General features: G+C 67.2%; 22 protein-coding genes, 2 tRNA genes and 1 pseudogene. 24 read left to right on the top strand and 1 reads right to left on the bottom strand.

Going from position 1 to position 26,579, the window contains the following annotated elements; all coding sequences use genetic code 11:
- Positions 1 to 16 precede the first annotated feature (16 nt).
- The 22 genes and pseudogenes from nuoF (at position 17) to H9L41_RS04330 (ending at position 22,469) form a co-directional block, all read left to right on the top strand.
- A complete protein-coding gene (nuoF, locus tag H9L41_RS04225) occupies positions 17 to 1,306 on the top strand; it encodes an NADH-quinone oxidoreductase subunit NuoF (protein ID WP_028445447.1) in 1,290 nt (429 codons plus the stop codon).
- A gap of 116 nt (positions 1,307 to 1,422) precedes the next feature.
- Positions 1,423 to 3,762 (top strand): NADH-quinone oxidoreductase subunit NuoG, encoded by a 2,340-nt coding sequence (gene nuoG, locus H9L41_RS04230; RefSeq protein ID WP_028445448.1) that lies wholly within the window; start codon positions 1,423 to 1,425, stop codon positions 3,760 to 3,762.
- Between the two features lie 10 nt (positions 3,763 to 3,772).
- Positions 3,773 to 4,831 (top strand): NADH-quinone oxidoreductase subunit NuoH, encoded by a 1,059-nt coding sequence (gene nuoH, locus H9L41_RS04235; protein WP_028445449.1) that lies wholly within the window; start codon positions 3,773 to 3,775, stop codon positions 4,829 to 4,831.
- Positions 4,832 to 4,850: 19 nt separating this feature from the next.
- Positions 4,851 to 5,339 carry an NADH-quinone oxidoreductase subunit NuoI gene (gene nuoI, locus H9L41_RS04240; RefSeq protein WP_028445450.1) on the top strand — a complete coding sequence of 163 codons (489 nt, stop codon included), beginning with the start codon at positions 4,851 to 4,853 and terminating at the stop codon, positions 5,337 to 5,339.
- Between the two features lie 30 nt (positions 5,340 to 5,369).
- On the top strand, positions 5,370 to 6,014 hold the full coding sequence (locus tag H9L41_RS04245; protein WP_028445451.1) for an NADH-quinone oxidoreductase subunit J: 645 nt from the start codon (positions 5,370 to 5,372) through the stop codon (positions 6,012 to 6,014).
- Between the two features lie 22 nt (positions 6,015 to 6,036).
- Positions 6,037 to 6,339: an NADH-quinone oxidoreductase subunit NuoK gene (gene nuoK / locus H9L41_RS04250; protein WP_028445452.1), complete on the top strand. Its 303-nt coding sequence runs from the start codon at positions 6,037 to 6,039 to the stop codon at positions 6,337 to 6,339.
- Positions 6,340 to 6,387: 48 nt separating this feature from the next.
- A complete protein-coding gene (gene nuoL, locus H9L41_RS04255; protein WP_028445453.1) occupies positions 6,388 to 8,418 on the top strand; it encodes an NADH-quinone oxidoreductase subunit L in 2,031 nt (676 codons plus the stop codon).
- A gap of 57 nt (positions 8,419 to 8,475) precedes the next feature.
- Positions 8,476 to 9,972, top strand: coding sequence for an NADH-quinone oxidoreductase subunit M (locus tag H9L41_RS04260; RefSeq protein ID WP_028445454.1), 1,497 nt, complete (start codon positions 8,476 to 8,478; stop codon positions 9,970 to 9,972).
- Positions 9,973 to 10,004: 32 nt separating this feature from the next.
- Positions 10,005 to 11,501, top strand: coding sequence for an NADH-quinone oxidoreductase subunit NuoN (gene nuoN / locus H9L41_RS04265; protein WP_028445455.1), 1,497 nt, complete (start codon positions 10,005 to 10,007; stop codon positions 11,499 to 11,501).
- An 8-nt stretch (positions 11,502 to 11,509) separates the two neighbouring features.
- Positions 11,510 to 11,800, top strand: a complete 291-nt coding sequence (locus tag H9L41_RS04270; protein WP_245589179.1) for a DUF2818 family protein — start codon at positions 11,510 to 11,512, stop codon at positions 11,798 to 11,800.
- 130 nt (positions 11,801 to 11,930) lie between these two features.
- Positions 11,931 to 12,007 (top strand) — tRNA-Val (locus tag H9L41_RS04275).
- A 185-nt stretch (positions 12,008 to 12,192) separates the two neighbouring features.
- Complete coding sequence (thrS, locus tag H9L41_RS04280; RefSeq protein WP_028445457.1) at positions 12,193 to 14,100, top strand: threonine--tRNA ligase; 1,908 nt, start codon at positions 12,193 to 12,195, stop codon at positions 14,098 to 14,100.
- Positions 14,101 to 14,119: 19 nt separating this feature from the next.
- Positions 14,120 to 14,701, top strand: coding sequence for a translation initiation factor IF-3 (gene infC, locus H9L41_RS04285; RefSeq protein WP_084300024.1), 582 nt, complete (start codon positions 14,120 to 14,122; stop codon positions 14,699 to 14,701).
- A gap of 145 nt (positions 14,702 to 14,846) precedes the next feature.
- Positions 14,847 to 15,047: a 50S ribosomal protein L35 gene (rpmI, locus tag H9L41_RS04290; protein ID WP_028445459.1), complete on the top strand. Its 201-nt coding sequence runs from the start codon at positions 14,847 to 14,849 to the stop codon at positions 15,045 to 15,047.
- Positions 15,048 to 15,071: 24 nt separating this feature from the next.
- Positions 15,072 to 15,431, top strand: coding sequence for a 50S ribosomal protein L20 (rplT, locus tag H9L41_RS04295; RefSeq protein WP_034606454.1), 360 nt, complete (start codon positions 15,072 to 15,074; stop codon positions 15,429 to 15,431).
- Positions 15,432 to 15,568: 137 nt separating this feature from the next.
- Positions 15,569 to 16,564, top strand: a complete 996-nt coding sequence (gene pheS, locus H9L41_RS04300) for a phenylalanine--tRNA ligase subunit alpha (RefSeq protein ID WP_028445460.1) — start codon at positions 15,569 to 15,571, stop codon at positions 16,562 to 16,564.
- 132 nt (positions 16,565 to 16,696) lie between these two features.
- Positions 16,697 to 19,060, top strand: a complete 2,364-nt coding sequence (gene pheT / locus H9L41_RS04305; RefSeq protein ID WP_028445461.1) for a phenylalanine--tRNA ligase subunit beta — start codon at positions 16,697 to 16,699, stop codon at positions 19,058 to 19,060.
- A 49-nt stretch (positions 19,061 to 19,109) separates the two neighbouring features.
- Complete coding sequence (locus H9L41_RS04310; protein ID WP_028445462.1) at positions 19,110 to 19,424, top strand: integration host factor subunit alpha; 315 nt, start codon at positions 19,110 to 19,112, stop codon at positions 19,422 to 19,424.
- Positions 19,393 to 19,806, top strand: a complete 414-nt coding sequence (locus H9L41_RS04315; protein ID WP_028445463.1) for a MerR family transcriptional regulator — start codon at positions 19,393 to 19,395, stop codon at positions 19,804 to 19,806. Before H9L41_RS04310 ends, H9L41_RS04315 begins: the two co-directional genes overlap by 32 nt.
- Positions 19,807 to 19,855: 49 nt before the next feature.
- A tRNA-Pro gene (locus H9L41_RS04320) sits at positions 19,856 to 19,932 on the top strand.
- A 337-nt stretch (positions 19,933 to 20,269) separates the two neighbouring features.
- A complete protein-coding gene (locus H9L41_RS04325) occupies positions 20,270 to 20,530 on the top strand; it encodes a hypothetical protein (RefSeq protein ID WP_028445464.1) in 261 nt (86 codons plus the stop codon).
- Between the two features lie 134 nt (positions 20,531 to 20,664).
- Positions 20,665 to 22,469, top strand: a pseudogene (locus tag H9L41_RS04330) (aminopeptidase P family protein).
- A gap of 295 nt (positions 22,470 to 22,764) precedes the next feature.
- Here H9L41_RS04330 and H9L41_RS04335 read toward each other — a convergent pair.
- The gene (locus tag H9L41_RS04335) at positions 22,765 to 24,492 is read right to left on the bottom strand and encodes a methyl-accepting chemotaxis protein (RefSeq protein WP_028445466.1); all 1,728 of its coding nucleotides are present in this window, start codon (positions 24,490 to 24,492) and stop codon (positions 22,765 to 22,767) included.
- A gap of 175 nt (positions 24,493 to 24,667) precedes the next feature.
- Here H9L41_RS04335 and H9L41_RS04340 point away from each other — a divergent pair, with 175 nt between their 5' ends.
- Positions 24,668 to 25,129, top strand: a complete 462-nt coding sequence (locus H9L41_RS04340) for a chemotaxis protein CheW (protein ID WP_028445467.1) — start codon at positions 24,668 to 24,670, stop codon at positions 25,127 to 25,129.
- Between the two features lie 13 nt (positions 25,130 to 25,142).
- On the top strand, positions 25,143 to 26,516 hold the full coding sequence (locus H9L41_RS04345; RefSeq protein WP_169730154.1) for a CheR family methyltransferase: 1,374 nt from the start codon (positions 25,143 to 25,145) through the stop codon (positions 26,514 to 26,516).
- Positions 26,517 to 26,579 lie beyond the last annotated feature (63 nt).

Here is a 26,579-nt window from a genome sequence, read left to right on the forward strand (position 1 = left end):
CCGAGGCGAAAGCGATATGACCGTTTACGTCAAAGGCGTGGTATTCGACGGGGTCGATTTCGACGACCCGAACTGCTGGACGCTCGACGCCTACGTCAAGCGCGGCGGCTACGCGGCACTGCGCAAGATTCTCGACGAAAAGATCACCCAGGACGCGGTGATCGCCGAGGTGAAGACTTCCTCGCTGCGCGGCCGCGGCGGCGCCGGCTTTCCGACCGGCCTCAAGTGGTCGTTCATGCCGCGCAGCTTCCCGGGCCAGAAGTACCTGGTCTGCAATACCGACGAGGGCGAGCCGGGGACCTTCAAGGACCTCGACATCATCCAGTACAACCCGCATGCGCTGATCGAAGGCATGATCATCGGCGGCTACGCGATGGGCATCACCGTCGGGTACAACTACATCCACGGCGAGGTGTTCGAGGCGTATCAGCGCTTCGAGGCCGCGCTGGAAGAAGCGCGCCGCGCCGGCTTCCTCGGCGACAACATCCTCGGCACCGACTTCAGCTTCCAGCTGCACGCGCACCATGGCTACGGCGCCTACATCTGCGGCGAGGAAACCGCGCTGCTCGAGTCGCTCGAGGGCAAGAAGGGCCAGCCGCGCTTCAAGCCGCCGTTCCCGGCCAGTTTCGGCCTCTACGGCAAGCCGACCACCATCAACAACACCGAGACCTTCGCCTCGGTGCCCTACATCATCCGCGAGGGCGGGCAGAAGTTCCTGGAACTCGGCAAGCCCAACAACGGCGGCACCAAGCTGTTCTCGGTCTCCGGCCACGTCAACCGCCCCGGCAATTTCGAAGTGCCGCTGGGCCTGCCGTTCGCCGAGCTGCTCGAGATGGCCGGCGGCATGCGCGGCGGCAAGAAGCTCAAGGCGGTGATCCCCGGCGGCTCGTCCGCCCCGGTGCTGCCGGCGCACATCATGATGGAAACCACGATGGACTACGACGCCATCGCCAAGGCCGGCTCGATGCTCGGCTCGGGCGCGGTGATCGTGATGGACGAGACCGTCTGCATGGTCAAGGCGCTGCGTCGCCTGTCCTACTTCTACTACGAGGAATCGTGCGGCCAGTGCACGCCGTGCCGCGAAGGCACCGGCTGGCTCTACCGCGTGGTCGATCGCATCGAGAAGGGCCAGGGCCGGGTCGAGGATCTCGAGCTGCTCGAATCGGTCGGCAAGAACATCGCCGGCCGTACCATCTGCGCGCTCGGCGACGCCGCCGTGATGCCGGTGCAGGGCATGCTCAAGCACTTCCGCGACGAGTTCCTGTACCACATCGAGCACAAGCAATGCATCGTGCCGGGCTACTGAGCCGGGCATGAACGAGCGGGGCGCCAAGCGCCCCGCGCCCTGTACCGCCGGCATGAGCGCCGGCAGGGCAGGGGACAGCGCAATTTTATCTAGCGGAAAGTTCGGGCAGTCCGACCATGCTTGAAATCGAAATCGACGGTAAGAAACTGACGGTACCCAATGGCACGACGGTCATCGAGGCCGCACGTTCCATCGGTACCCACATCCCGCACTTCTGCTACCACAAGAAGCTGTCGATCGCGGCCAACTGCCGCATGTGCCTGGTGCAGGTCGAGAAGGCGCCCAAGCCGCTGCCCGCCTGCGCCACGCCGGTCAACGACGGCATGAAGGTGTTCACGCATTCGGACATGGCGGTCAAGGCCCAGCAGGGCGTGATGGAATTCCTGCTGATCAACCACCCGCTCGACTGCCCGATCTGCGACCAGGGCGGCGAATGCCAGCTGCAGGATCTGGCGGTCGGCTACGGCAAGTCCGGTTCGCGCTACGAGGAAGAGAAGCGCGTGGTGCCGAACAAGGATCTCGGCCCGCTGATCTCGACCGACATGACGCGCTGCATCCACTGCACCCGCTGCGTCCGCTTCACCGAGGAAATCGCCGGCCTGCAGGAAATGGGCATGGCCGGCCGCGGCGAGCATTCCGAGATCATGTCCTTCATCGGCATGACGGTGGATTCCGAAATTTCGGGCAACGTGATCGACCTGTGCCCGGTCGGCGCGCTGACCTCCAAGCCATTCCGCTACACCGCCCGTACCTGGGAACTGTCGCGCCGCAAGAGCGTGAGCCCGCATGACGGCCTGGGCGCCAACCTGATCGTGCAGGTCAAGGGCGATCGCGTGATGCGCGTGCTGCCGCTCGAGAACGAAGCGATCAACGAATGCTGGATCGCCGACCGCGACCGCTTCTCCTACGAAGCGCTGAACGCGCCGTCGCGCCTGACCCGCCCGATGCTCAAGCAGGGTGGCCAGTGGATCGAGACCGACTGGCAGACCGCGCTCGAATACGTCGCCAACGGCCTGAAGTCGATCGTCCGCGAGCACGGTACCGATGCCGTCGCCACGCTGGCCACGCCGCACTCGACGGTCGAGGAACTGTTCCTGCTGAACAAGCTGAGCACCGCGCTCGGCACCGGTGCCGCCGCCTTCGGCGCACGCCATGCCGATGCCCGTCTCGGCGCTGCCCGCCAGGGCGCTGCCTGGCTCGGCCAGCCGATCGCCGAACTGGCCGCCAACAAGGCCGTGCTGGTGATCGGCTCGACGCTGCGCAAGGAACAGCCGCTGCTGGCTCAGCGCCTGCGCCAGGCCGCCAAGCGCGGCAGCAAGCTGTCGCTGATCCACGCGGCCGACGACAACCTCTACAGCACGCCGGTCGGCAAGCTGATCGTGCGCCCCGACCAGTGGGTCGAGGCGTTGGCCGCCGTGGTCAAGGCCGCGGCCGAAGCCAAGGAAATCGCGGTGCCGGCCGAAGTGGCCGCTGCCGAGGCGAGCGACGCCGCCCGCGCCATCGCCCGCAGCCTGATCGATGCGACCGCCGCCGATGCCGAAGGCAAGGCCGGCCGCGCTGCCGTGCTGCTCGGCCACGCTGCCGCCCATCATCCGCGCGCCGCCGAGCTGGCCACGCTGGCTGGCCTGCTGGCCGCGACCACCGGCGCCACCGTCGGCTGGCTGGCCGAGGCCGCCAACACCGTCGGCGCCCAGGTGCTCGGCCTGGCCGCGCAGGACGCGCTGGCCGCACCGCGCAAGGCCGTGCTGCTGTTCAACAACGAGGTCGAATTCGACAGCCACGACGCGCAGGCGGCGCTGGCCGCGGTGAAGTCGGCCGAGATGGTGGTGGCCTTCTCCGCCTTCAAGCATGGCGGCCTCGACTACGCCGACGTGCTGCTGCCGATCGCGCCGTTCTCCGAGACCGCCGGCAGCTTCGTCAACATGGAAGGCAGGCTGCAGACCTTCAACGGCGTGGTGAAGCCGCTCGGCGAAACCCGTCCGGGGTGGAAGGTGCTGCGCGTGCTGGGCAACCTGCTCGAACTGCCGGGCTTCGATTTCGACAGCGCCGAAGCGGTGCGCAAGGCCGCGCTGCCGCAAGGCGAGGCCGGCATCGCCGCCAAGCTGAACAACGACGTGACCGGCGTCGCGGTCGCGCTCGCACCGGCCGCCGCCGGCCTGGTCCGGCTCGGCGAAGTGCCGATCTACCAGAGCGACGCACTGGTCCGCCGCGCCCCGTCGCTGCAGAAGACGCGCGATGCCGCGGCACCCGTGGCCGGCCTTTCGGCCGCCACCGCCGCCAAGCTCGGCCTCGCCGCCGGCGACAGCGTGAAGCTCGTCCAGGGCGAGGGCGAAGCGGTGCTGGCCGTGGCCATCGACGCCGGCCTCGCCGACGACGTGGTCCGCGTCGCCGCGGCCCATCCGGCGACCGCCGCGCTCGGCGCGATGTTCGCTCCCATCCAACTGTCGCGCGCCTGAGGAGAGCCAGATGATCGACGCGCTGCATAACGGCTTCCTCTCGCTGCTGGGCCCGACGCTCGGCACCCTGGCCTGGACCCTGCTCAAGATCGTGCTGATCGTCGCCCCGCTGTTCGGCGCGGTGGCCTACCTGACGCTGGCCGAGCGCAAGGTGATCGGCTACATGCAGATCCGCATCGGCCCGAACCGGGTCGGCCCCTTCGGCCTGCTGCAGCCGATCGCCGACGGCGTGAAGCTGCTGCTCAAGGAAATCGTTTCCCCGTCGGCCGCTTCCACCGGGCTGTTCTTCTTCGCCCCGATCATGGTGCTGGCGCCGTCGCTGGCGGCCTGGGCGGTGGTGCCGTTCGCGCCGGAGGTGGTGCTGGCCAACGTCAACGCCGGCCTCCTCTATGTGATGGCGATCACCTCGCTCGGCGTCTACGGCATCATCGTCGCCGGCTGGGCCTCGAACTCGAAGTACGCCTTCCTCGGCGCGCTGCGCGCCTCGGCCCAGGTGATCTCCTACGAACTGGCGATGGGCTTCGCCCTGGTCGGCGTGCTGATGGTGTCGGGCAGCCTGAACCTGACCGACATCGTCAACCAGCAGGGCCATGGCATCGGCGGCGGTTCGATCCTGTCGTGGAATCTGATCCCGCTGTTCCCGCTGTTCCTGGTCTACCTGATCGCCGGCGTGGCCGAGACCAACCGCGCGCCGTTCGACGTCGCCGAAGGCGAATCGGAGATCGTGGCCGGCCACATGATCGAATACTCGGGCATGTCGTTCGCGCTGTTCTTCCTCGGCGAGTACGCCAACATGTGGCTGATCGGCGCGATGACCTCGATCATGTTCCTCGGTGGCTGGCTGTCGCCGCTGCCGGCCTCGGTGCCCTTCCTGGGCGCGCCGAGCGCGTTGTGGCTGTTCGCCAAGATGGCCTTCGTGATGTTCTGCTTCCTGTGGTTCCGCGCCACCTTCCCGCGCTATCGCTACGACCAGCTGATGCGCCTCGGCTGGAAGGTGTTCATCCCGGTGACCCTGGTGTGGATCGTCGTGGTGGCGGCCTGGATGCAGACCCCGTATTCGCTCTGGTAAGCGGAGAGAGGAGAGCGAAATGGAAAAGATTCAGAACTTCTTCAAGACCTTCCTGCTGGTCGAACTGGTCAAGGGCATGGCTCTGACCGGCCGGCATTTCTTCCAGCGCAAGATCACGGTCCAGTTCCCCGAGGAAAAGACCCCGTACAGCCCGCGCTTCCGCGGCCTGCACGCGCAGCGCCGCTACGCCAACGGCGAGGAGCGCTGCATCGCCTGCAAGCTGTGCGAGGCGGTCTGCCCGGCGATGGCCATCACCATCGAATCGGAAGTGCGCGACGACGGCACCCGCCGCACCTCGCGCTACGACATCGACCTGACCAAGTGCATCTTCTGCGGATTCTGCGAGGAAGCCTGCCCGGTCGACGCGATCGTCGAGACCCATGTGCTCGAGTACCACGGCGAGAAGCGCGGCGACCTGTACTACACCAAGCCCATGCTGCTGGCGGTGGGCGACCGCTACGAAGGCGAGATCGCGAAGAACCGCGCTGCCGACGCCAAGTACCGCTAACAGTAACCGACCGGAATCGACGAGCGGGCCATGACCCTGACTACCGTGATCTTCTACATCTTCGCCGCGATCCTGATCGTGTCCGCCCTGCGCGTGATCACGGCCAAGAACCCGGTGCACGCCGCACTGAGCCTGGTGCTGTCCTTCTTCACCGGCGCCGTGCTGTGGATGCTGATCGAGGCCGAGTTCCTCGCCATCTCGCTGGTGCTGGTCTACGTCGGCGCGGTGATGGTGCTGTTCCTGTTCGTGGTGATGATGCTCGACATCAACTTCGAGGAGCTGCGCAAGGGCTTCTGGAACTACCTGCCGGTGGCCGGCCTGGTGGCCGCGATCATGGCCGGCGAGATGGTGATGATCCTGGCCGCACAGAGCACCGGCCTGTCCGGCTTCTCCTCGGTGCCGCCGCTGCCCGAGGGCGTGTCCAACATCAAGCAGCTCGGCGTGCCGATCTACACCGACTACCTGCTGCCGTTCGAGCTGGCCGCCGTGCTGCTGCTGGTCGCCATCATCGCCGCCATCTCGCTGACGCTGCGCCGCCGCAAGAACACCAAGTACATCAATCCGGCCGACCAGATCGCGGTGAAGCGCAACGACCGCGTGCGCATCGTGAAGATGGCCGCCGAGGTGGAAGCGCCCGAGGCGCCGGCCGAGGGCGGCGACAAGCCCGCCGCCTGAACCCAGACGAGATCAACACGCCATGACCCTGACTCATTACCTCGTGCTGGCCGCGATCCTGTTTTCGATCTCGGTGTTCGGCATCTTCATGAACCGCAAGAACGTGATCGTGCTGCTGATGGCGATCGAGCTGATGCTGCTCGCCGTCAACATGAACTTCATCGCCTTCTCGAAGTACCTCGGCGATACCGCCGGCCAGATCTTCGTCTTCTTCATCCTGACCGTGGCGGCCGCCGAATCGGCCATCGGCCTCGCGATCCTGGTCGTGCTGTTCCGCAACAAGCGCTCGATCAACGTGGAAGACCTCGACAGCCTGAAGGGCTGATCGAACCCATCGAATCAACAAGAGAATCGACAAGAAATAGCCCGCGCCATGGATAAACCGACGCTCTACCTGCTGATTCCCCTGTTCCCGCTGTTCGGCGCCATCCTGGCCGGCCTGTTCGGCCGCGCCATCGGCCGCGCCGGCGCGCACTGGGTGACCATCCTCGGCGTGGCGGCCGCCTGCGTGGGCTCGTTCTACGTGCTGTTCGACCAGATCAACGGCGGCCAGGCCTACAACGGCAACGTCTACACCTGGCTGACGGTCGACGGCCTCGACGTCTCGGTCGGCTTCCTGGTCGACAAGCTCACCGCGATGATGATGGTGGTGGTGACCTTCGTGTCGCTGATGGTGCATATCTACACCATCGGCTACATGGAAGAGGATCCCGGCTACCAGCGCTTCTTCAGCTACATCTCGCTGTTCACCTTCTCGATGCTGATGCTGGTGATGGCCAACAACTTCGTCCAGCTGTTCTTCGGCTGGGAAGCGGTCGGCCTGGTGTCCTACCTGCTGATCGGCTTCTGGTTCAAGCGCCCGACCGCGATCTTCGCCAATCTCAAGGCCTTCCTGGTCAACCGCGTCGGCGACTTCGGCTTCCTGCTCGGCATCGGCCTGGTACTGGCCCACTTCGGCTCGTTCTACTACGCCGACGTGTTCGCCACCGCTCCGGCCATGAAGGACGCGACCATCAGCCTGATCCCGGGCGTGCAGTGGTCGCTCTTGAGCGTCGCCTGCATCCTGCTGTTCGTCGGCGCGATGGGCAAGTCGGCCCAGTTCCCGCTGCACGTCTGGCTGCCCGACTCGATGGAAGGCCCGACCCCGATCTCGGCGCTGATCCACGCCGCCACCATGGTGACGGCCGGTATCTTCATGGTCGCCCGCATGTCGCCGCTGTACGAGCTCAGCGACACCGCGCTCAACTTCGTCATGATCATCGGCGCCATCACCGCGCTGTTCATGGGCTTCCTCGGCATCATCCAGAACGACATCAAGCGCGTGGTGGCCTACTCGACGCTGTCGCAGCTGGGCTACATGACCGTCGCGCTCGGCGCCTCGGCCTACTCGGTCGCGGTGTTCCACCTGATGACGCACGCCTTCTTCAAGGCGCTGCTGTTCCTGGCCGCCGGCTCGGTCATCATCGGCATGCACCACGACCAGGACATCCGCAACATGGGCGGCCTGCGCAAGTACATGCCGATCACCTGGCTGACCTCGCTGATCGGCTCGCTGGCGCTGATCGGCACGCCCTTCCTGTCGGGTTTCTACTCGAAGGATTCGATCATCGAGGCGGTGCACGCCTCGCACCTGCCCGGCGCCGGCTTCGCCTACGCCGCGGTGCTGATCGGCGTGTTCGTCACCGCCTTCTACTCGTTCCGCATGTACTTCCTGGTGTTCCACGGCAAGGAGCGCTGGATGGACGCGCATCACGCCCACCACGACGATCCGGCCGACGAGCACCACGATGAGCATCACCACGGCCTCGGCCCGAACGACAAGCCGCACGAGACGCCGTGGGTGGTCACCCTGCCGCTGGTGCTGCTGGCCATCCCGTCGGTGGTGATCGGCTTCATCGCGATCGAGCCGATGCTGTACGGCGACTTCTTCAAGGGCGTGATCGACACCAGCCACCACGGCGTGATGCACGAGCTGGCCGAGGAATTCCACGGCGCCGTCGCGATGGGCCTGCATTCGTTCGGCACTGCGCCGTTCTGGCTCGCGCTGGCCGGCGTGGTGGTGGCGTGGTTCTTCTACATGAAGCGTCCGGACATCCCGGCCGCCATCAAGGCACGCTCCGGCCCGATCTACACGCTGATGGAAAACAAGTACTACATGGATCACCTCTACATCCAGGGCTTCGCCGCTTTCGGCCGCAGCCTGGGCAAGGTGTTCTGGAAGGGTGGCGACACCATGCTGATCGACGGCCTCGTGGTGAACGGCGCCGCCAAGCTGGTCGGCGCGGTGGCCGGGCTCGTGCGCCGCGTGCAGACCGGCTACATCTATCACTACGCCTTCGCCATGATCATCGGCGCCTTGCTGCTGCTGACGTTCTGGCTGGGTCGCTTCGTCTTTCCGCATTGATCCGGCGACGATGTAAGCGCGTCGACGCGAAACGAAAATATTCAGGTAAGGGTGGATATGTCTGAACATCTGTTGAGTCTGGCGATCTGGGTGCCGATCGTGTCCGGTCTCATCGTGCTCGCCACGGGCGGCGACCAGCGCGCCAAGCTGGCCCGCGTGCTGGCCCTGGCCGGCGCCTTGCTCGGCTTCCTCGTCACCATCCCGTTGTACACCGGCTTCGCGCCGCTGCACGGCGGCATGCAGTTCGAGGAAATGAAGCCCTGGATCGCTTCCTTCAACGTCAACTACCACCTCGGCGTCGACGGCCTGTCGATGTTCTTCGTGATCCTCAACGCCTTCACCACGCTGCTGGTGGTGGTGGCCGGCTGGGAAGTGATCGAGCGGCGCGTGGCGCAGTACATGGCTGCCTTCCTGATCATGTCCGGCCTGATCAACGGCGCTTTCTCCTCGCTCGACGCGATGCTGTTCTACGTGTTCTTCGAGGCGATGCTGATCCCGCTGTACCTGATCGTCGGCGTGTGGGGCGGCCAGAACCGCGTCTACGCCGCCATCAAGCTGTTCCTCTACACCCTGCTCGGCTCGCTGCTGCTGCTGGTCGGCTTCATCTACTTGTACTTCCAGGCCGGCAAGAGCTTCGAGATCGCCGACTTCCAGCGCGTGGCGCTGCCGCTGGCGGCCCAGGGCTGGCTGATGATCGCCTTCTTCTTCGCCTTCGCGGTGAAGGTGCCGATGTTCCCGGTCCACACCTGGCTGCCCGACGCCCACGTCGAAGCGCCGACCGGCGGCTCGATGGTGCTGGCCGCGATCACGCTGAAGCTCGGCGCCTACGGCTTCCTGCGGTTCGCCTTGCCGATCGCGCCCGACGCAGCCCGCCAGTACGGCTGGATCATCGTCCTGCTGTCGCTGATCGCGGTGGTCTACATCGGCCTGGTCGCGCTGGTACAGAAGGACATGAAGAAGCTGGTCGCCTATTCCTCGATCTCGCACATGGGCTTCGTCACGCTCGGCTTCTACATGTTCGCCGACGGCGCGCCGACCACCTACGGCGTCGAGGGCGCGCTGGTGCAGATGATCTCGCACGGCTTCGTCTCGGCCGCCATGTTCTTCAGCATCGGCGTGATGTACGACCGCGTGCACAGCCGCAAGATCGCCGACTACGGCGGCGTGGCCAACACCATGCCCAAATTCGCCGCCTTCTTCCTGCTGTTCGCCATGGCCAACTCGGGCCTGCCGGCCACCTCGGGCTTCGTCGGCGAATTCATGGTCATCATCGGCGCGGTCAAGGTGAACTTCTGGTACGCCGCGCTGGCCGCCACCACGCTGATCTTCGGCGCCGCCTACACGCTGTGGATGTACAAGCGGGTGATCTTCGGCGAAGTCGCCAACAGCCACGTCGGCGAGCTCAAGGATGTGAACCTGCGCGAATTCGCCGTGCTGGCGGTGCTGGCCGTGGCCGTGCTGGGCATGGGCCTCTATCCGCAGGCCTTCACCGAAAAGATGCACACCAGCGTCGACACGCTGATCACGCACGTCAAGCAGACCAAGCTGCCTTGATTGGCGCGACACCGATACGGGATTGAACAAGAATGACGCTCGCTAGTTTGAATCTGGTCGCCGCCCTGCCGGAAATCTGGCTACTCTGCGCGACCTCGGCCATCCTGCTGATCGACCTGTTCATCAAGGACGAAGCGGTCGATACGGCGGCCTACGCCAAGGGTGGCAAGAGCCACCCGCGCGACCTGACCTACGCGCTGTCGCTGCTGGCGCTGCTCGGCGCCGGCATCTTCACCGTCTACAACTTCAGCTGGGCGCCGCGTCCGGCCTTCTCGGGCATGTTCGTCGCCGACGCGATGAGCGACGTGCTCAAGGTCGGCATGTACGCCGCGGTCGGCCTGATGCTGGTCTACAGCCGCGGCTACGCCGCCGCGCGCGGCATCTACCGCGGCGAGCTGTTCACGCTGTCGCTGTTCGCTCTGCTGGGCATGATGGTGATGGCATCAAGCACCAACCTGCTCACGCTCTATGTCGGCCTCGAGCTGCTGTCGCTGTCGCTGTACGCGCTGGTGGCGCTGCCGCGCGATTCGACCGTCGCCACCGAGGCGGCGATGAAGTACTTCATCCTCGGCGCGCTGGCTTCGGGCATGCTGCTGTACGGCATGTCGATGATCTACGGCGCGACCGGCAGCCTCGACCTGCACGCGATCGCCCAGAAGGTCGCCGCCGGTACCGCCAACCCGGTGCTGCTGGTGTTCGGCCTGGTCTTCATCGTCACCGGCATCGGCTTCAAGCTCGGCAACGTGCCGTTCCACATGTGGGTGCCCGACGTCTACCAGGGCTCGCCGACCGCCGTCACGCTGCTGATCGGCTCGGCGCCCAAGCTCGCCGCCTTCGCCTTCGTCATGCGCCTGCTGGTGCAAGGTCTGCCGGGCCTCTTGGCGCAATGGCAGGGCATGCTGATCGTGCTGGCGATCCTGTCGATCGGCATCGGCAACCTGGTCGCCGTGGCGCAGACCAACCTCAAGCGCATGCTGGCCTACTCGACCATCTCGCATATGGGCTTCCTGCTGCTGGGCATCCTGGCCGGCACGCCGGCCGGCTACGCCGCCTCGATGTTCTACGCGATCGTCTACGCCGTGATGGCGGTGGCCGGCTTCGGCATGATCCTGCTGCTGAGCCGCGAAGGCTTCGAGGCCGAGCAGCTGTCCGACCTCAAGGGCCTGGCCAAGCGCAGCCCGTGGTTCGCCGCCATGATGCTGATGGTGATGTTCTCGATGGCCGGCATCCCGGTGTTCGTCGGCTTCTTCGCCAAGCTGGCGGTGATCAAGGCGGTGGTCGACCTGCAGCTGTACTGGCTGGCGATCGCGGCCGTGCTGTTCTCGCTGGTCGGCGCCTTCTACTACCTGCGCGTGGTCAAGCTGATGTTCATGGACGAGCCGACCGACACCAGCCCGATCGCGATCAAGCTCGACCTGCGCGTGCTGTTGTCGCTCAACTGCCTGGCCATGCTGGTGCTCGGCCTGATGCCGGACCGGCTGCTGCAGCTGTGCTACGAATCGGTGCGGCAGAGCCTGGGGCTGCTGTGAACGCGGCATTGATCGCACTGATCGGATTGGCGGCCCTGGCCGCCAATTTGCCGTTCATGGTCGAGCGCATCCTGTTCGTGCGCGAACCCGCCGGTGGCCGCAAGGCCTTCGGCTGGCGGCTGCTGGAGCTGGTACTGCTCTACCTGGTGATCGGCGGCCTCGGCCTGTGGCTCGAAAGCCGCTTCGGGCCGGTGCACCAGCAGCGCTGGCAGTTCTACGTCACCACCTTCGCGTTGTTCGTGGTGGCGGCCTATCCGGGCTTCGTGCTGCGCTATTTCTGGCGCAAGCCGGGCATGTAGTCAGGCCTGCCGATCCGCGCCATCTCCTTTCGATTCAGTCGGATAGGGTAGGGTGCGCTCGATACAGGCAAATTTTTTGCATGAAGGGCTTGCCAGAAGTACCGGGGATCCCTAGAATGCGCAGCTCTTCAGGCGCGTAGCTCAGCTGGTTAGAGCACCACCTTGACATGGTGGGGGTCGTTGGTTCGAGTCCAATCGCGCCTACCAACATCGGAGCAAGCGAATCATGTCCTTCCGAACTACCACTACCGGCATCAAGCATTTCGCCTGAGTCGGCATTTCGGAAGTTCGTTTGTTCAAAAGAAAAGTGCGACTTAGGTCGCACTTTTTTTTCGTCCGTAGCAAACGCAGCTCATTCTCGTCGCAGTTCAAAAAGATAAGGTGGAATCGAAATGCCCATCGTCACGCTTCCCGACGGCTCCCAACGCAGCTTCGATCAACCCGTGCGCGTCGCCGATGTGGCGGCCAGCATCGGTGCCGGCCTGGCCCGCGCCGCTCTGGCCGGCAAGGTCGATGGCAAGCTGGTCGATACCTCCTACCTGATCGACCGCGACGTGCAATTGGCCATCGTGACGGAGCGCGATGCCGACGGCCTCGAGGTGATCCGCCACTCGACGGCCCACCTGCTGGCCTACGCGGTGAAGGAGCTGTTTCCCGATGCCCAGGTGACGATCGGCCCGGTCATCGACAACGGCTTCTACTACGACTTCAGCTACAAGCGCGCCTTCACGCCGGAAGATCTCGAGGCGATCGAGAAGAAGATGGCCGAGATCGCCAAGCGCGATGTGCCGGTCGAGCGCTACGAGCTGCCGCGCGACGAGGCGATCGCCTACTTCAAGGGCATCGGCGAGCACTACAAGGCCGAGATCATCGAGAGCATTCCGCAGGGCGAGGTGCTGTCGCTGTATCGCGAAGGCGAGTTCACGGACCTGTGCCGCGGCCCGCACGTGCCGTCGACGGGCAAGCTCAAGGTGTTCAAGCTGATGAAGCTGGCCGGCGCCTACTGGCGCGGCGACAGCCGCAACGAGATGCTACAGCGCGTCTACGGCACGGCCTGGGCCAAGAAGGAAGACCTCGAGCAATACCTGCACATGCTGGAGGAGGCCGAGAAGCGCGACCACCGCAAGCTGGGCAAGCAGCTCGACCTGTTCCACATGCAGGACGAGGCGCCCGGCATGGTGTTCTGGCACCCGAAGGGCTGGAGTCTGTGGCAGTCGGTCGAGCAGTACATGCGCAAGCGGCTGGGTAAGGCCGGCTACCAGGAAGTCCGCACGCCGATGGTGATGGACCGCGTGCTGTGGGAGAAGTCGGGCCACTGGGAGAACTACCGCGAGAACATGTTCACGACGGAATCGGAAAAGCGCGACTACGCGGTGAAGCCGATGAACTGCCCGGCCCACGTACAGATCTTCAACAGCGCGCTGCGTTCCTACCGCGACCTGCCGATGCGGCTGGCCGAGTTCGGCGCCTGCCACCGCAACGAGCCGTCCGGCGCGCTGCACGGCATCCTGCGGGTGCGCGGCTTCGTCCAGGACGATGCCCACATCTTCTGCATGGAAGACCAGATCGTGGCCGAATCGCAGGCCTTCAATGAGCTGGCGATGTCGGTCTACCGCGATTTCGGCTTCGACGACGTGGCGGTCAAGCTCAGCCTGCGGCCGGAGAAGCGGGCCGGCACGGACGAGACGTGGGACAAGGCCGAGGACGGCCTGCGCACGGCCCTGCGCGCCTGCGGCGTGGAGTGGGAGGAGCTGCCGGGCGAGGGCGCCTTCTACGGCCCCAAGGTCGAGTACCACATCAAGGACGCGCTCGGCCGCTCGTGGCAGTGCGGCACGCTGCAACTGGACTTCGTGCTGCCCGAACGGCTCGGCGCCGAGTACGTCAGCGCCGAGGAAAGCGCCCGCAAGCGGCCGGTGATGCTGCACCGTGCGATCCTCGGTTCGCTCGAGCGCTTCCTCGGCATCCTGATCGAGAACCACGCCGGTGCCTTCCCGCTGTGGCTCGCGCCGGTGCAGGCCGTGGTGATGAGCATCAGCGAACACCAGGCCGATTACGCCGCCGAGATCGCGGCGCAACTCAAGCAACGCGGCTTCCGGGTCGAGTCGGACTTGAGAAGTGACAAAATAGGCTTTAAAATCCGCGAACATAGCTTGCAGAAGCTTCCTTATCAGATCGTATGTGGCGATAAGGAAAAAGCAGCTGGATTGGTTGCCGTGCGTTCCCGCGGTGGCGAAGATCTGGGACAGATGACGGTGGACGCGCTGATCGAGCGCTGGGACGCCGAGCTGATCAAGGTCTGAGTCCAGACGGCCTCGTTCAATGCGAGGCCGTTTTCGGTCGGGTCGCGCGGTTTTCGTTTTTTACTTGGGAGTAAGTGCTATCGCTCAGGATAAAGAGCCGCGGATCAACGGTGAGATCACCGCCCGCGAGGTTCGCCTGTCGGGTGACGACGGCGAACAATTGGGGATCGTCAGCCTGGCCGAAGCCATGCGCATGGCGGAGGAGCGTGAAGTCGACCTGGTCGAGATCGCGCCCAACGCGACGCCGCCGGTCTGCCGCCTGATGGACTACGGCAAGTTCAAGTACCGCGAGAGCAAGAAGCGGCACGAACAGAAGCTCAAGGTCAAGCAGGTCCAGATCAAGGAAGTCAAGTTCCGCCCCGGCACCGACGAGAACGACTACCAGGTCAAGCTGCGCAATGTGACGCGCTTCCTGGAAGAAGGCGACAAGGCCAAGATCACGCTGCGTTTCCGCGGCCGCGAGATGGCCCACCAGGAAATCGGCATGGCCCAGCTCAAGCGCATCGAGTCGGACCTGGTCGAGCTGGCCGTCGTGGAGCAGTTCCCCAAGCTCGAAGGCCGCCAGATGATCATGATGCTGGCGCCTAAGAAAAAGATCTGAGCGGGCCGAACCGGATTTAGGGGCGACGGGCCCCCGGATGGCGCAAGCCGGCCATCCGATCCCGTCGAAAAGCGTGGTAGTGGGCACTAAGCGCGGATTTCCGCCACCCACCGCCGGATATAACTAGGCAAAAACGGAGTACGTCATGCCGAAGATGAAGACCAAGTCGAGCGCCAAGAAGCGCTTGAAGGTGTTGGGCAATGGCGGCGTCAAGCGCAGCAAAGCGTTCAAGCGCCACATCCTGACCAAGAAGACCACCAAGAACAAGCGCCAGCTGCGCGGCACCACCATGGTCCACCCGACCAATATGGCTTCCGTGCGCGCCATGCTGCCGTACGCTGCTTAATCTTCTCGGGAAAGGATATAAACCATGCCTCGCGTCAAACGTGGTGTAACTGCCCGCGCTCGTCACAAGAAGGTCCTGGCTCTGGCCAAGGGCTATCGCGGCCGTCGCAAGAATGTCTATCGCATCGCCAAGCAGGCGGTGATGAAGGCCGGTCAATACGCTTACCGTGACCGTCGTCAACGGAAGCGCCAGTTCCGTCAGCTCTGGATCACCCGTATCAATGCGGCTGCCCGTGAGCTCGGTCTGAGCTACAGCAAGTTCATGAATGGCCTCAAGCGCGCTTCGATCAACGTCGATCGCAAGGTGCTGGCCGATCTCGCCGTCTTCGACAAGGCCGCGTTTGCGCAGATCGTCGCGCAAGCCAAGGCCAGCCTCGCGGCCTGAGCTTCTGAGCGGTAGGAAGGGAGGCGCGAGCCTCCCTTTTTTTATCGCTCCCGCGCCGCGACCGCGTTTCGCCGTCCCGCTCGCCATGGGTTTTCCGCCGAGAATCCATCGCCAGCGTTGATGAGGAGCGATGCAGTATGAGCAACGTCCAAACCATTCTCGACCAGGGCATCGCCGCGCTCGCGGCGACCAGCGATGCGGTCGAGCTCGAAAACGTCAAGGCGCGCTACCTGGGTAAATCCGGCGCCCTGACCGAACTCCTCAAGCAGCTCGCCGCGCTGCCGCCCGAGGAAAAGCGCGCCCAGGGCGCCGTCATCAATCAGGCCAAGCAGGCCTTCGAGCAAGCGCTCAACGGTCGCCGCGAAGCGATCGCCGCCGCCCAGCTCGAAGCCCAGCTCGCCGCCGAAGCGCTCGACGTGACCCTGCCGGGCCGCGGCGAGGGCAGCGGCGGCCTGCACCCGGTGACGCTGGTCAAGGAGCGCATCGTCTCGCTGTTCCAGTCGATGGGTTTCGAAGTGGCCGACGGCCCCGAGATCGAAGGCGACTGGCATAACTTCGAAGCGCTCAACATCCCCAAGGATCACCCGGCGCGCGCGATGCAGGACACCTTCTACGTCGAAGGCGCCGGCGCCGAGCCGCTGGTGCTGCGCACCCATACCAGCCCGATCCAGATCCGCTACATGCTGGACCACCAGCCGCCGATCAAGATCGTGGCGCCGGGCCGCGTCTATCGCGTCGACTCCGATGCGACCCATTCGCCGATGTTCCACCAGATGGAAGGCCTGTGGGTGGCCGAGGGCGTCAGCTTCGCCGACCTCAAGGCCACGCTGATCGACTTCCTGCGCCGCTTCTTCGAGCGCGACGATCTGCAGGTGCGCTTCCGTCCGTCCTTCTTCCCGTTCACCGAACCGTCGGCCGAAGTCGACGTACTCGGCGAGCGCGGCTGGCTCGAAGTCGGTGGCTGCGGCGTGGTGCATCCGAACGTGCTGCGCAACGTCGGCATCGATCCCGAGATCTATACCGGCTTCGCCTTCGGCATCGGCCTCGACCGTTTCGCCATGCTCTATTACGGCGTGAACGACCTGCGCCTGTTCTTCGACAACGATCTGACCTTCCTGCGCCAGTTCCGCTGAGCCGGTTGCAGCCGGCGGCCGCTCGGCGGCTTGCCGCCGGGGCCACGCCATCCGGTGCTGCCGCACCGCTGGATCGAAGTTCCGGCACGTCTATGTGAAGCACGTGCCGCCCGAAATACGAGGAATCACGCCATGAAATTCTCCGAATCCTGGCTCCGCGAGCTGGTGAACCCCGCGCTGGACAACGCGCAACTGGCCGAACTGCTGACCATGGCCGGCCTCGAGGTCGAAGAGAACGAGCCGGCGGCGCCGGCCTTCGACCGCGTAGTGGTGGCCGAGGTGGTCGAGGTGAAGAAGCACGAGAACGCCGAGAAGCTCAATGTCTGCAAGGTCGACGCAGGGCAGGGCGGCGAGCTGCTGCAGATCGTCTGCGGCGCGCCCAACGTGGCGGCCGGCGTCAAGGTGCCGTGCGCGCTGGTCGGCGCCACGCTGCCGGGCGACTTCCGCATCAAGGACGCCAAGCTGCGCGGCGTGGAGAGCTTCGGCATGCTGTGCTCGGCGCGCGAGCTCGGCGTCAGCGAGGACAGCGACGGCCTGCTGCTGCTGCCGGCCGACGCACCGGTCGGCGCCGACTTCCGCCAGTACCTCGACCTCGACGACCGCATCCTCACGCTCAAGCTCACGCCCAACCGGGCCGACTGCCTGAGCCTGACCGGCATCGCGCGCGAAACCGCCGCGCTGACCGGCGCCGAATTCAAGCCGGTCGCCATCGCACCGGTCGCGCCGCAGCACGACGAGCAGCGCAAGATCACGCTGGCCGCGCCCGACGCCTGCCCGCGCTACGCCGGCCGGGTGATCCGCAACGTCGACGCGGCCGCGCCGACGCCGGCCTGGATGAAGCGCAAGCTCGAGCGCAGCGGCCTGCGTTCGATCTCGGCCCTGGTCGACATTACCAACTACATCCTGCTCGAGCTGGGCCAGCCGATGCACGCGTTCGACCACGGCAAGCTCGACGGCGACATCGTGGTGCGCTTCGCCCGTGCCGGCGAAACGCTGAGCCTGCTCAACGGCAAGACCATCGAGCTGACCGAGGACCTGCTGGCGATCACCGACGCCAGCGGCCCGGTGGCGCTGGCCGGCATCATGGGCGGCGAGCCGAGCTCGGTGCAGGTCGGCCAGACCCGCGACGTCTTCCTCGAGTCGGCCTTCTTCGCGCCCGAAATCATCGCCGGCAAGGGCCGCCGGCTCGGCTTCTCGTCCGATTCGAGCCATCGCTACGAGCGCGGCGTCGACTTCGGCAACTGCCGCAATGCGCTCGAACGCGCCACTGCGTTGGTGCTGGAGATCTGCGGCGGCGAACCCGGCCCGGTGAGCGAGACGCTGGCGACCCTGCCCGCGCGCAAGCCGGTGCAACTGCGGGTGCCGCGGGTGGCGCGCGTGCTCGGCGTGACGCTGCCGGCCGGCGAGATCGTCGCCATGCTCGAGAAGCTCGGCCTGGCCGTGGCGGCCGACGGCGAGGTGCTGACCGTGACGCCGCCGAGCTACCGCTTCGACATCAATATCGAGGAAGACCTGATCGAGGAGGTCGCCCGCCTGTACGGCTACGACAACGTGCCGACCCGGCCGCCGGTGTCGGGCCAGGCCATGCTCAGGCAGGACGGCAAGCGCCGCTCCGCGCTGGCGGTCAAGCAGCTGCTGGCCGCGCGCGACTACCAGGAGATCGTCAGCTACGCCTTCGTCGAAGCCAAGTGGGAAGCCGATTTCGCCGCCAATGCGGCGCCGATCAAGCTGCTGAACCCGATCGCCAGCCAGATGGGCGTGATGCGCTCGACGCTGATCGGCGGCCTGGTCGACACGCTGATCGGCAACCTCAACCGCAAGCACGAGCGCGTCCGGCTGTTCGAGGCTGCCCGCGTGTTCCACGGCGTCGAAGCCGATCGCCAGCCCGAGAAGCTGGCCGGCCTCGCCTATGGCGCACGCCAGCACGAACAATGGGGCGTGCGCGGCGAGCGGGTCGACTTCTACGACGTGAAGGCCGACGTGGAGGCGCTGCTGGCGCCGCGCAGCGCGCGGTTCGAGCGCGCCGAGCATCCGGCGCTGCACCCCGGCCGTTGTGCCCGCGTGCTGATCGACGGCCGCGACATCGGCGTGATCGGCGAGCTGCATCCGAAGTGGGTGCAGAGCTACGACCTGCCGGCCGCGCCGGTACTGTTCGAGCTGGATCTCGAAGCACTGACCGCGCGCGAACTGGTCGCCTCGCAGGTGGTCTCGAAGTTCCAGCCGGTGCGCCGCGACCTCGCCTTCGTGGTCGACGATGCGGTGCAATACCAGGACCTGATCGACGCCATGCAGGCGGCCGGACAGGCTGCCGTGACGGCCGTCGAAGGCTTCGACGTGTACCGCAGCAAGGGGGTGCCGGAAGGGAAAAAGAGCCTTGCTTTCAAGGTGATATTGCAAGATACTCAGAAAACGCTTTCTGACGCCGAGATCGATTCGGCCGTCTCGCAGCTCGTCGCCGCACTGCAACAACGCTTCGACGCCCAGCTCCGCAGCTAGTCTCCGCTGGGTCCATCGCGACGAACTTCCGTAGTAAAAAATCATGACGATGACACTGACCAAAGCTGAACTCGCTGACCTGCTTTTCGACAAGGTCGGCCTCAACAAGCGTGAAGCCAAAGACATGGTGGAGGCCTTCTTCGAAGAGATCCGCCAGTCGCTCGAAGCCGGTGAAAGCGTCAAGCTGTCCGGTTTCGGCAATTTCCAGCTGCGCGACAAGCCGCAGCGTCCCGGCCGCAACCCCAAGACCGGCGAAGAAATCCCGATCTCCGCCCGGCGCGTGGTCACCTTCCACGCCAGCCAAAAACTGAAGGGCATGGTGGAAGACAACTATGCAGACGGAAAGCTCGTCACCGAAAGCTGAGCTGCCGCCGATCCCCGCCAAGCGCTACTTCACCATCGGTGAGGTCAGCGAGCTGTGCGGGGTGAAGCCGCACGTGCTGCGCTACTGGGAGCAGGAATTCACCCAGCTGCGGCCGGTCAAGCGGCGCGGCAACCGGCGCTACTACCAGCACCACGAGGTGCTGCTGGTGCGCCGCATCCGCACGCTGCTGTACGAAGAAGGCTTCACCATCAGCGGGGCGCGCAACCGGCTCGAACACCAGGCGCTGGATGCCGCCGAGCAGGGCGCCGTCAACTTCGCCGAGGCGCTCGAGCAGGAAGCGCTGGCCGCCACGGCAGCCGACGAAGCCTTGCAGGCGGTGCGGCGCGAGCTGGTGTCGCTGCGCGATTTCCTGGCCGGCTGAGCGGCTTGCCAGGCCGGGAAAGTCGGGTATAATCCGGCCTCCTTCGAGTCGGAGCGTGGCGCAGCCTGGTAGCGCACCTGCATGGGGTGCAGGGGGTCGGAGGTTCGAATCCTCTCGCTCCGACCAACAAGAACATCTGGCAATACCAAAACCGGCCGCGGATCCTCTCCGCGGCCGGTTTTGTTTTTGCCGCGCCGATGCGCGATGATTTGTAGCGACTTTGACCAGGACGACGATGGGCGCCAGCCAAGGCGTTCCAGGGCCTGCAAGCAGTCTGGCCGCGGTCTGCGCTTCTTCCGCTTCTCTCCGCAAACCGCGTCCGAAGCGCCGCTGCAGGCGCGAGAGCGGTCGAAACGCCGGCCATTGCCGCGCTCGCCGAGCTCGCCAGGCCGACAAACGGCGCAGCGCGAAATGAGCAGGATCGTTAAGGTTGTCCATCCTGCATCGTGTAATCTTTGCAACCATGCACCTGACATCAGCCTATACGGCCGGCGCCGACGAGCTGCTGCGCCGCCAGTTCTTCAGCCACGCCCAGGCGGCCAGCGGCCTCGATTTCGAGCGCGAGGACCTGGTCACCACCACGCAGACCGTCGACGAGCTGATCGCGGCCTACGGCGAGCCGGTCGGCCGCTTCAGCGTGGCGGGCCATCCGGGCGTGGTGCTGCGCGGCCTCGGCACCATCCACGTGCTCGATGCGTGCGCCGAGCGCTGGTGCCTGTCCTGATCGTCCGCTCCGAATCCCGCTCGAGCCACCCGACCCCTTAGCCCCGCTACGGGGTTTTGCACGTTTGGCGCCGAACCGCGCCGTGCATGCCGCATCAGCCATCCTCCTTTCTCTTCCCCTTCCCGGATTTCACGATGAACGCTTCCGTTCCCCCCGCCGCCGGCCGCATCGCCGCGCTGCGCCACGCGATGGCGGCACAGGGCCTGGCCGCCTGCCTGGTGCCCTCGGCCGATCCGCACCTGTCCGAATACCTGCCGGCGCGCTGGCAGGGGCGGCGCTGGCTGACCGGCTTCAAGGGTTCGGTCGGGACGCTGGTGGTGACCGCCGATTTCGCCGGGCTGTGGGTCGACGGCCGCTACTGGGCCCAGGCCGAGCAGGAGTTGGCCGGTTCGGGCATCGAGCTGATGCGCACCACCTCGTCCGGCAGCACCGCGCACCTGGACTGGCTGGCGGCGCACATGCCCGCCGGCGGCGTGCTCGGTGTCGACGGCGCGGTGCTCGGCCTTGCCGCCGGCCGCGCGCTCGAGGCCGCGCTGGCGGCACGTTCTGCCGTGCTGCGCACCGACCTGGACCTGCTCGAGGCGGTCTGGACCGACCGGCCGCTGCCGCCGGCCGATCCGATCTACGAGCACCTGCCGCCGGCCGCAGTGGTGAGCCGTGCCGACAAGCTGGCGCTGCTGCGCGCCGAGATGGCCGCCGCCGGCGCCGACTGGCATTTCGTCGCCACGCTGGACGACCTCGCCTGGCTGTTCAACCTGCGCGGCGGCGACGTGCGCTACAACCCGGTCTTCCTCGGCTATGCGCTGATCGGCCGCGACGAGGCGACGCTGTTCGTCGCCGACGGCAAGATCGACGCCGCGCTGGCAGCCCGGCTGGCCGCCGACGGCGTGCGGCTGGCGCCCTATACGGCGGCGGCCGCGGCGCTGGCCGGCCTGCCCCTGACGGTGCCATCCTGCTCGATCCGCGCCGCGTCACGCTGGGGCTGGTCCAGGCGATCCCGGCCGCGCTGCGGCGGATCGAGGCGATCAATCCGTCGACGCTGGCCAAGTCGCGCAAGACCGCCGGCGAGGTCGCCCATATCCGCACCGCGATGGAGCAGGACGGCGCCGCGCTGTGCGAATTCTTCTGCTGGCTCGAAACAGCGCTGGCGCGCGGCGAGTCGTTGACCGAGCTGACGATCGACGCCGAGATCACCGCGGCGCGCGCGCGGCGGCCCGGTTTCGTCAGCCCGAGCTTCGCCACCATCGCCGGCTTCAATGCCAACGGCGCGCTGCCGCACTACCGCGCGACCGAGGCGAGCCACGCCGCGATCGAGGGCGACGGCCTGCTGCTGGTCGATTCGGGCGGCCAGTATCTCGGCGGCACCACCGACATCACCCGCACGGTGGCGGTCGGCGCCGTGAGCGAGGCGCAGCGCGAGGATTTCACCCGCGTGCTCAAGGGCATGATCCAGCTCACGCTGGCGCGTTTCCCGCGCGGCACCCGCAGCCCGCAGCTCGACGCGCTGGCGCGGGCGCCGATCTGGGCCGCCGGCATCGACTACGGCCACGGCACCGGCCATGGCGTCGGCTACTTCCTCAACGTGCACGAAGGCCCGCAGGTGATCTCGCCGCACGCGGCGGCCGAGCCGCAGACGGCGATGGAGCCGGGCATGGTGACCTCGAACGAGCCCGGCATCTACCGGCCGGGCCGCTGGGGCGTGCGGATCGAGAACCTGCTGCTCAACGTGCCGGCCGGCAGCGGCGAATTCGGTGAATTCCTGGGGTTCGAGACGCTTACGCTGTGCCCGATCGATACGCGCTGCGTGGTGGCCGGGCTGCTCGATGCGCGCGAGCGCGAGTGGCTCGACGGGTATCACGCCGAGGTGCGGCGGCGCTTGTCGCCGCTGCTGGCGGGCGAGGCGCTGGCATGGCTGCAGCGGGCGACCGAGCCGCTGTAGCGGATGGATTCGAGCCGATCGACGCGAGTTGTGCTGCATGGAACCCTCTCCCCTGGGAGAGGGCAGGGTGAGGGAGCGGCGGTTCAGTGAGTGCTGCCGGTTGCGGTGTGCTCCTTTCGGAACCGGCAGTGAGGACTGAAACGGGCGCTCCCTCACCCTACGCCGGGCGCCCCTCCCCGTTCCTGCGCAGCAGGAACGGGTGCCTCTCCCGGGGGAGAGGGGCTAAAACCGCGCTCGCTCGCTCGATCACCTCTGTGACTCATCGCCGTCACCTTTGTAGTTCACTGTCGGCCGCTCAAGTCGCAAACCCCTCGATGATTCCCCCCAACCGCTCCCCGGCCTGCCGCAAATCCTGCGTCGCATGCTGGATGGCCCGCATGCTGGCCAGGTTGTCGTCGTTGCCCTGGCGGATGTGATGCACCGCGGCGGCCACCTGCTGCACGCCGGTGGCCTGCTGCAGGGTGGTCACCGCCACCTGCTGGGCGGCCAGCGCGTTGGCGGCGGCGGTGGCGGCCATGCGCGCCAGCGCGTCGCCGGCCACGTCCGACTGCGCCATGCCCTCGGCCACCGCCCGGCTGCTCTGCTCGGTGGCGCCGACCAGCGCCGAGATCAGCTGCTGGATCTCGGCCAGCACCGTGCGCACCTGGCCGACCGCGCGCTTGGACTGGCCGGCCAGCTGCTTCATCTCCTGCGCCACCACCGCGAACCCCAGGCCCTGCTCGTCGGCATGGGCCGCCTCGATGCTGGCGTTGACCGCCAGGATGGCCGACTGCTCGGCCAGGCTGTTGACCGCGTCGACGATGTCGCTGATCGCCATGCTGCGCTCGGTCAGCTCGGCGATCCGCTCGGCCACCGCACCCATGCGCTGCTGGATGGTCTGCATGCCGTCGGCCAGCCCGCGCACCGCGGCCTGGCCGGTCTGCGCGACGTCCGAGGCCGCGTGCGCGCTGCCCGAGACCTCGGCCATGCGCTGCGAGGTCAGCTCGGTGGTCTGCCGCAGCTCGGCGATGGTGGTGGCGAGCTGGGCGGTGGCGGTGGCGGTCTCGTCGGCGGCGGTCGCCACCTGGGCGGTGCCGCTGAGCACGGTGTCCACCACCGAGCCCAAGGTCGCGCTGCCCTGGCGCAGGTCCTGCACCACCCGCTGCAGGTTCTCGACCATGGTGCGGAAGGCGCGGCCGAATTCGTCGCGCTCCGACAGCGGCGCCGGCTGCACCCGCAGGTCGCCGCGCGCGATCTGGCTCGCGATGCCGGCCTTGTTCCGCAGCACGGCCGCCATCTGCTCGAAGGCGCGGTTCAGGGTGCCGAGCTCGTCGCTGCGGCGGCCGTCGCGCAGGCCGGGCGCCAGGTCGCCGGACGAGATTGCGTCGGCCGCCGCCGCCAGCGCGCGCAGCGGGCCGGCGATGTCGCGCACGACCAGCACCGCCACCAGCGACACCAGCAGCGTGGCCAGCGGGATGCCGTAGCCGGCCAGCTGCATGGCGAAGTCGGCGTTGTGCTGCATGGCGCGTTCGCGCTGCTGCAGCAACTGGCGCTCGTCCAGCTCCATCTCGCCGATCAGCCGGCGGATGGTGTCCATGTCCTGCTTGCCGCGGTCGCTCTTCACCACCGCCAGCGCCGGCTCCAAGCCGCGGTCGCGCCGCAGCGCGACGGTCTGCTGCAGCTCGGCCAGCTTGCCGGCCACGGCCTGCTGCAGCGCCTCCAGCCGCCGCTGCTGGGCGGCGTTGTCGGCGATGCGGCTGCGCAGCGCCGCCAGCGTGCCGTCGAGCTGGAGCACCGACTGTTCGTATGGCGCCAGATAGGCGGGTTCTCCGGTCAGCAGGTAGCCGCGCTGGCCGGTCTCGGCGTCCTTGAGCAGGCCGCCGATCTTGCCCAGGTCGCCGAGCACCGCGTAGGTGTGGTCCTTCCAGTGGGCTGCGTCGAGCAGCCCGGACAGGCTGCGGTGCGCCGTCACCCCGATCGCGGCCAGCGCCGCCAGCGCCAGCACGTAGCCGAGCGCGATCTTCCTGCCTACCGTCCATTGCATGGCTGTCCTCCGGTCGAAAGCCGTCTTCCGCCTGCCTTATTCCCATTGGGTCAGATGTAACCCCTGCCTCATGACAAAGGCTTAGCAAGCTGTGCGGGCTTGTCCTAATCTAGGACGAAAACCCTGGAAAGGCAGTGGCCGGACTGCCCCAACACGTATCGACGGAGAGGAAACCATGTCCGCGGCGCGCACCGTGCTGCCTTTCGACGTGCATGGCCTGCGCTTCGCGCTGCCGGTCGCCCAGGTCGTGCGCGTGCTGCCGCCGCTGGCGCCGCAGCCGCTGCCCGAGGCGCCGGCGGCGGTCGGCGGCATTTGCGAATTGCACGGCCGGCTGGTGCCGGTCTACGACATCCGTGCCCGGCTCGGCTGGCCGCCGGCACCGGCCGCGCGCTGGGCGCACTGGATCTGGCTGCGTACCCGCACGCGTGAAATGCTGCTGCCGGTCGACCGGACCGAGCCGGTGCGCCGCCTGGTCACCCCGCTCGAATCGGTCTCGACGCTGCAGCGCAGCGACGCCGTGGTGGCCGGCGTGCTGCGTACCGGCGACGGCTTCTACCTGCTGCACGACGCCGAGCTGTTCCTGACCGGGCCCGAGCAACGGGCCCTCGATGCGGCGCTCGACCATGTCCGCCGCTGAGCCGCCACGCCACTTGAGCCCAGCCGATCCGGTGAGCGGCCTGGCCGAGCGCATCGCCGCCGAGCTCGGCCTCGATTTCTCCGCCGACCGGCGCCTGCGGCTGCACGCCGCGCTGGCGCAGGCCGAGCATGCCGGCTACCGGCCCGACGGCTCGCTCGATGCGCTGCTGCCCTTCCTGGTGGTCGGCGAGACCTATTTCCTGCGCGATCCCGACACCCTGGCGGCATTGCGGCGCGAGCTGCTGCTGCCGCTGCTGGCGGTGCGCGAGGCCGCCGGCGAGCGCCGGCTGCGGCTGTGGAGCGCGGCCTGCTGCACCGGCGAGGAAGCCTGGACGCTGCTGTTCCTGCTCGACGAGCTGCTCGGCCCGGCGCTGCCGGACTGGCGCATCGAATTCTTGGCCACCGACCTGAACCCCGCTTACATCGAACACGCGAGCGCCGGCCGCTACGGCGACTACGCCTTCCGCCAGGCCGATCCGGCCTGGCGCGACCGCTACTTCGCCGCCGAGGGCAAGGACTGGCGGCTGCGGCCGCAGTGGCGCGGCCGCATCCGCTTCGCCGTGCACAACCTGGCGCAGGACGACTACGGCGTGGCCGGCGACGACCCGGCGGGCTACGACCTGATCGTCTGCCGCAACGTGCTGATGTACCTGACGCCGGCCGTAGTGCGGCACAGCCTGCGCCAGTTGCAGGCGCGGCTGGCGGCCGACGGCCGGCTGCTGCTGGCCGCCGCCGAGTCGGGCCTGGCCGCCGCCGCCGGTTTCGAGGGCCGGCTGCTGGGGCTGGGCTATGCGATCGATGCGCGACCGCCGGCGGTGGCCGACGATGCCGGCGCGGAACCGGCCGCCCCGGTGCCGTCCCCGCCGCCGCCGCGCGAAGCGGCGCGTGGCCGCCGGCCGAAGACACCGCAGCGGCCGCCGGCCCGGCCGCTACCGGCCGTGGCGCCGGCGGAGGCAGATCCCGCTACGCCAGATGCCGCGGCGCCGGCCGCCGCCGCGCAACGGCTGGCCGAGGCGCGGCGATGCGCCGACCGCGGCGAACTCGGCCGGGCGCGCGAGGCCTGCGGCGAGGCGATCCGGCTGGCGCCCCTGCAGCGCGACGGCTACTGGCTGCTGGCGCTGGTCGAGGTCGCAGCCGATCGCCACGCCGCCGCGCTGCAGGTGCTGCAGAAGCTGGCCTACCTCGAGCCGGACCTGATCATGGCGGCCTATCTGGCGGCCCAGCTGCGCTTCCGGCTCGGCCAGGCGCGCGAGGCCGAACGCGAACGCGCCCACTGCCTGCGGCTGCTCGATGGCTGCGCCGACGATGCCGTGCTGCCGCTGGGCGACGGGCTCGGCGTGGTCCAGTTGCGCCAGCTGTGCCTGGCGCTCGGCGAGACGAGGCCATGAGCGACATCGACGACCCCCGGCCGAGCCGTGGACCGCGCTGCGCCGCCGGCTCGACACGCTGGC

It is taken from the genome of Chitinimonas koreensis (assembly GCF_014353015.1).
GTDB classification, from domain to species: Bacteria; Pseudomonadota; Gammaproteobacteria; order Burkholderiales; family Chitinimonadaceae; genus Chitinimonas; species Chitinimonas koreensis.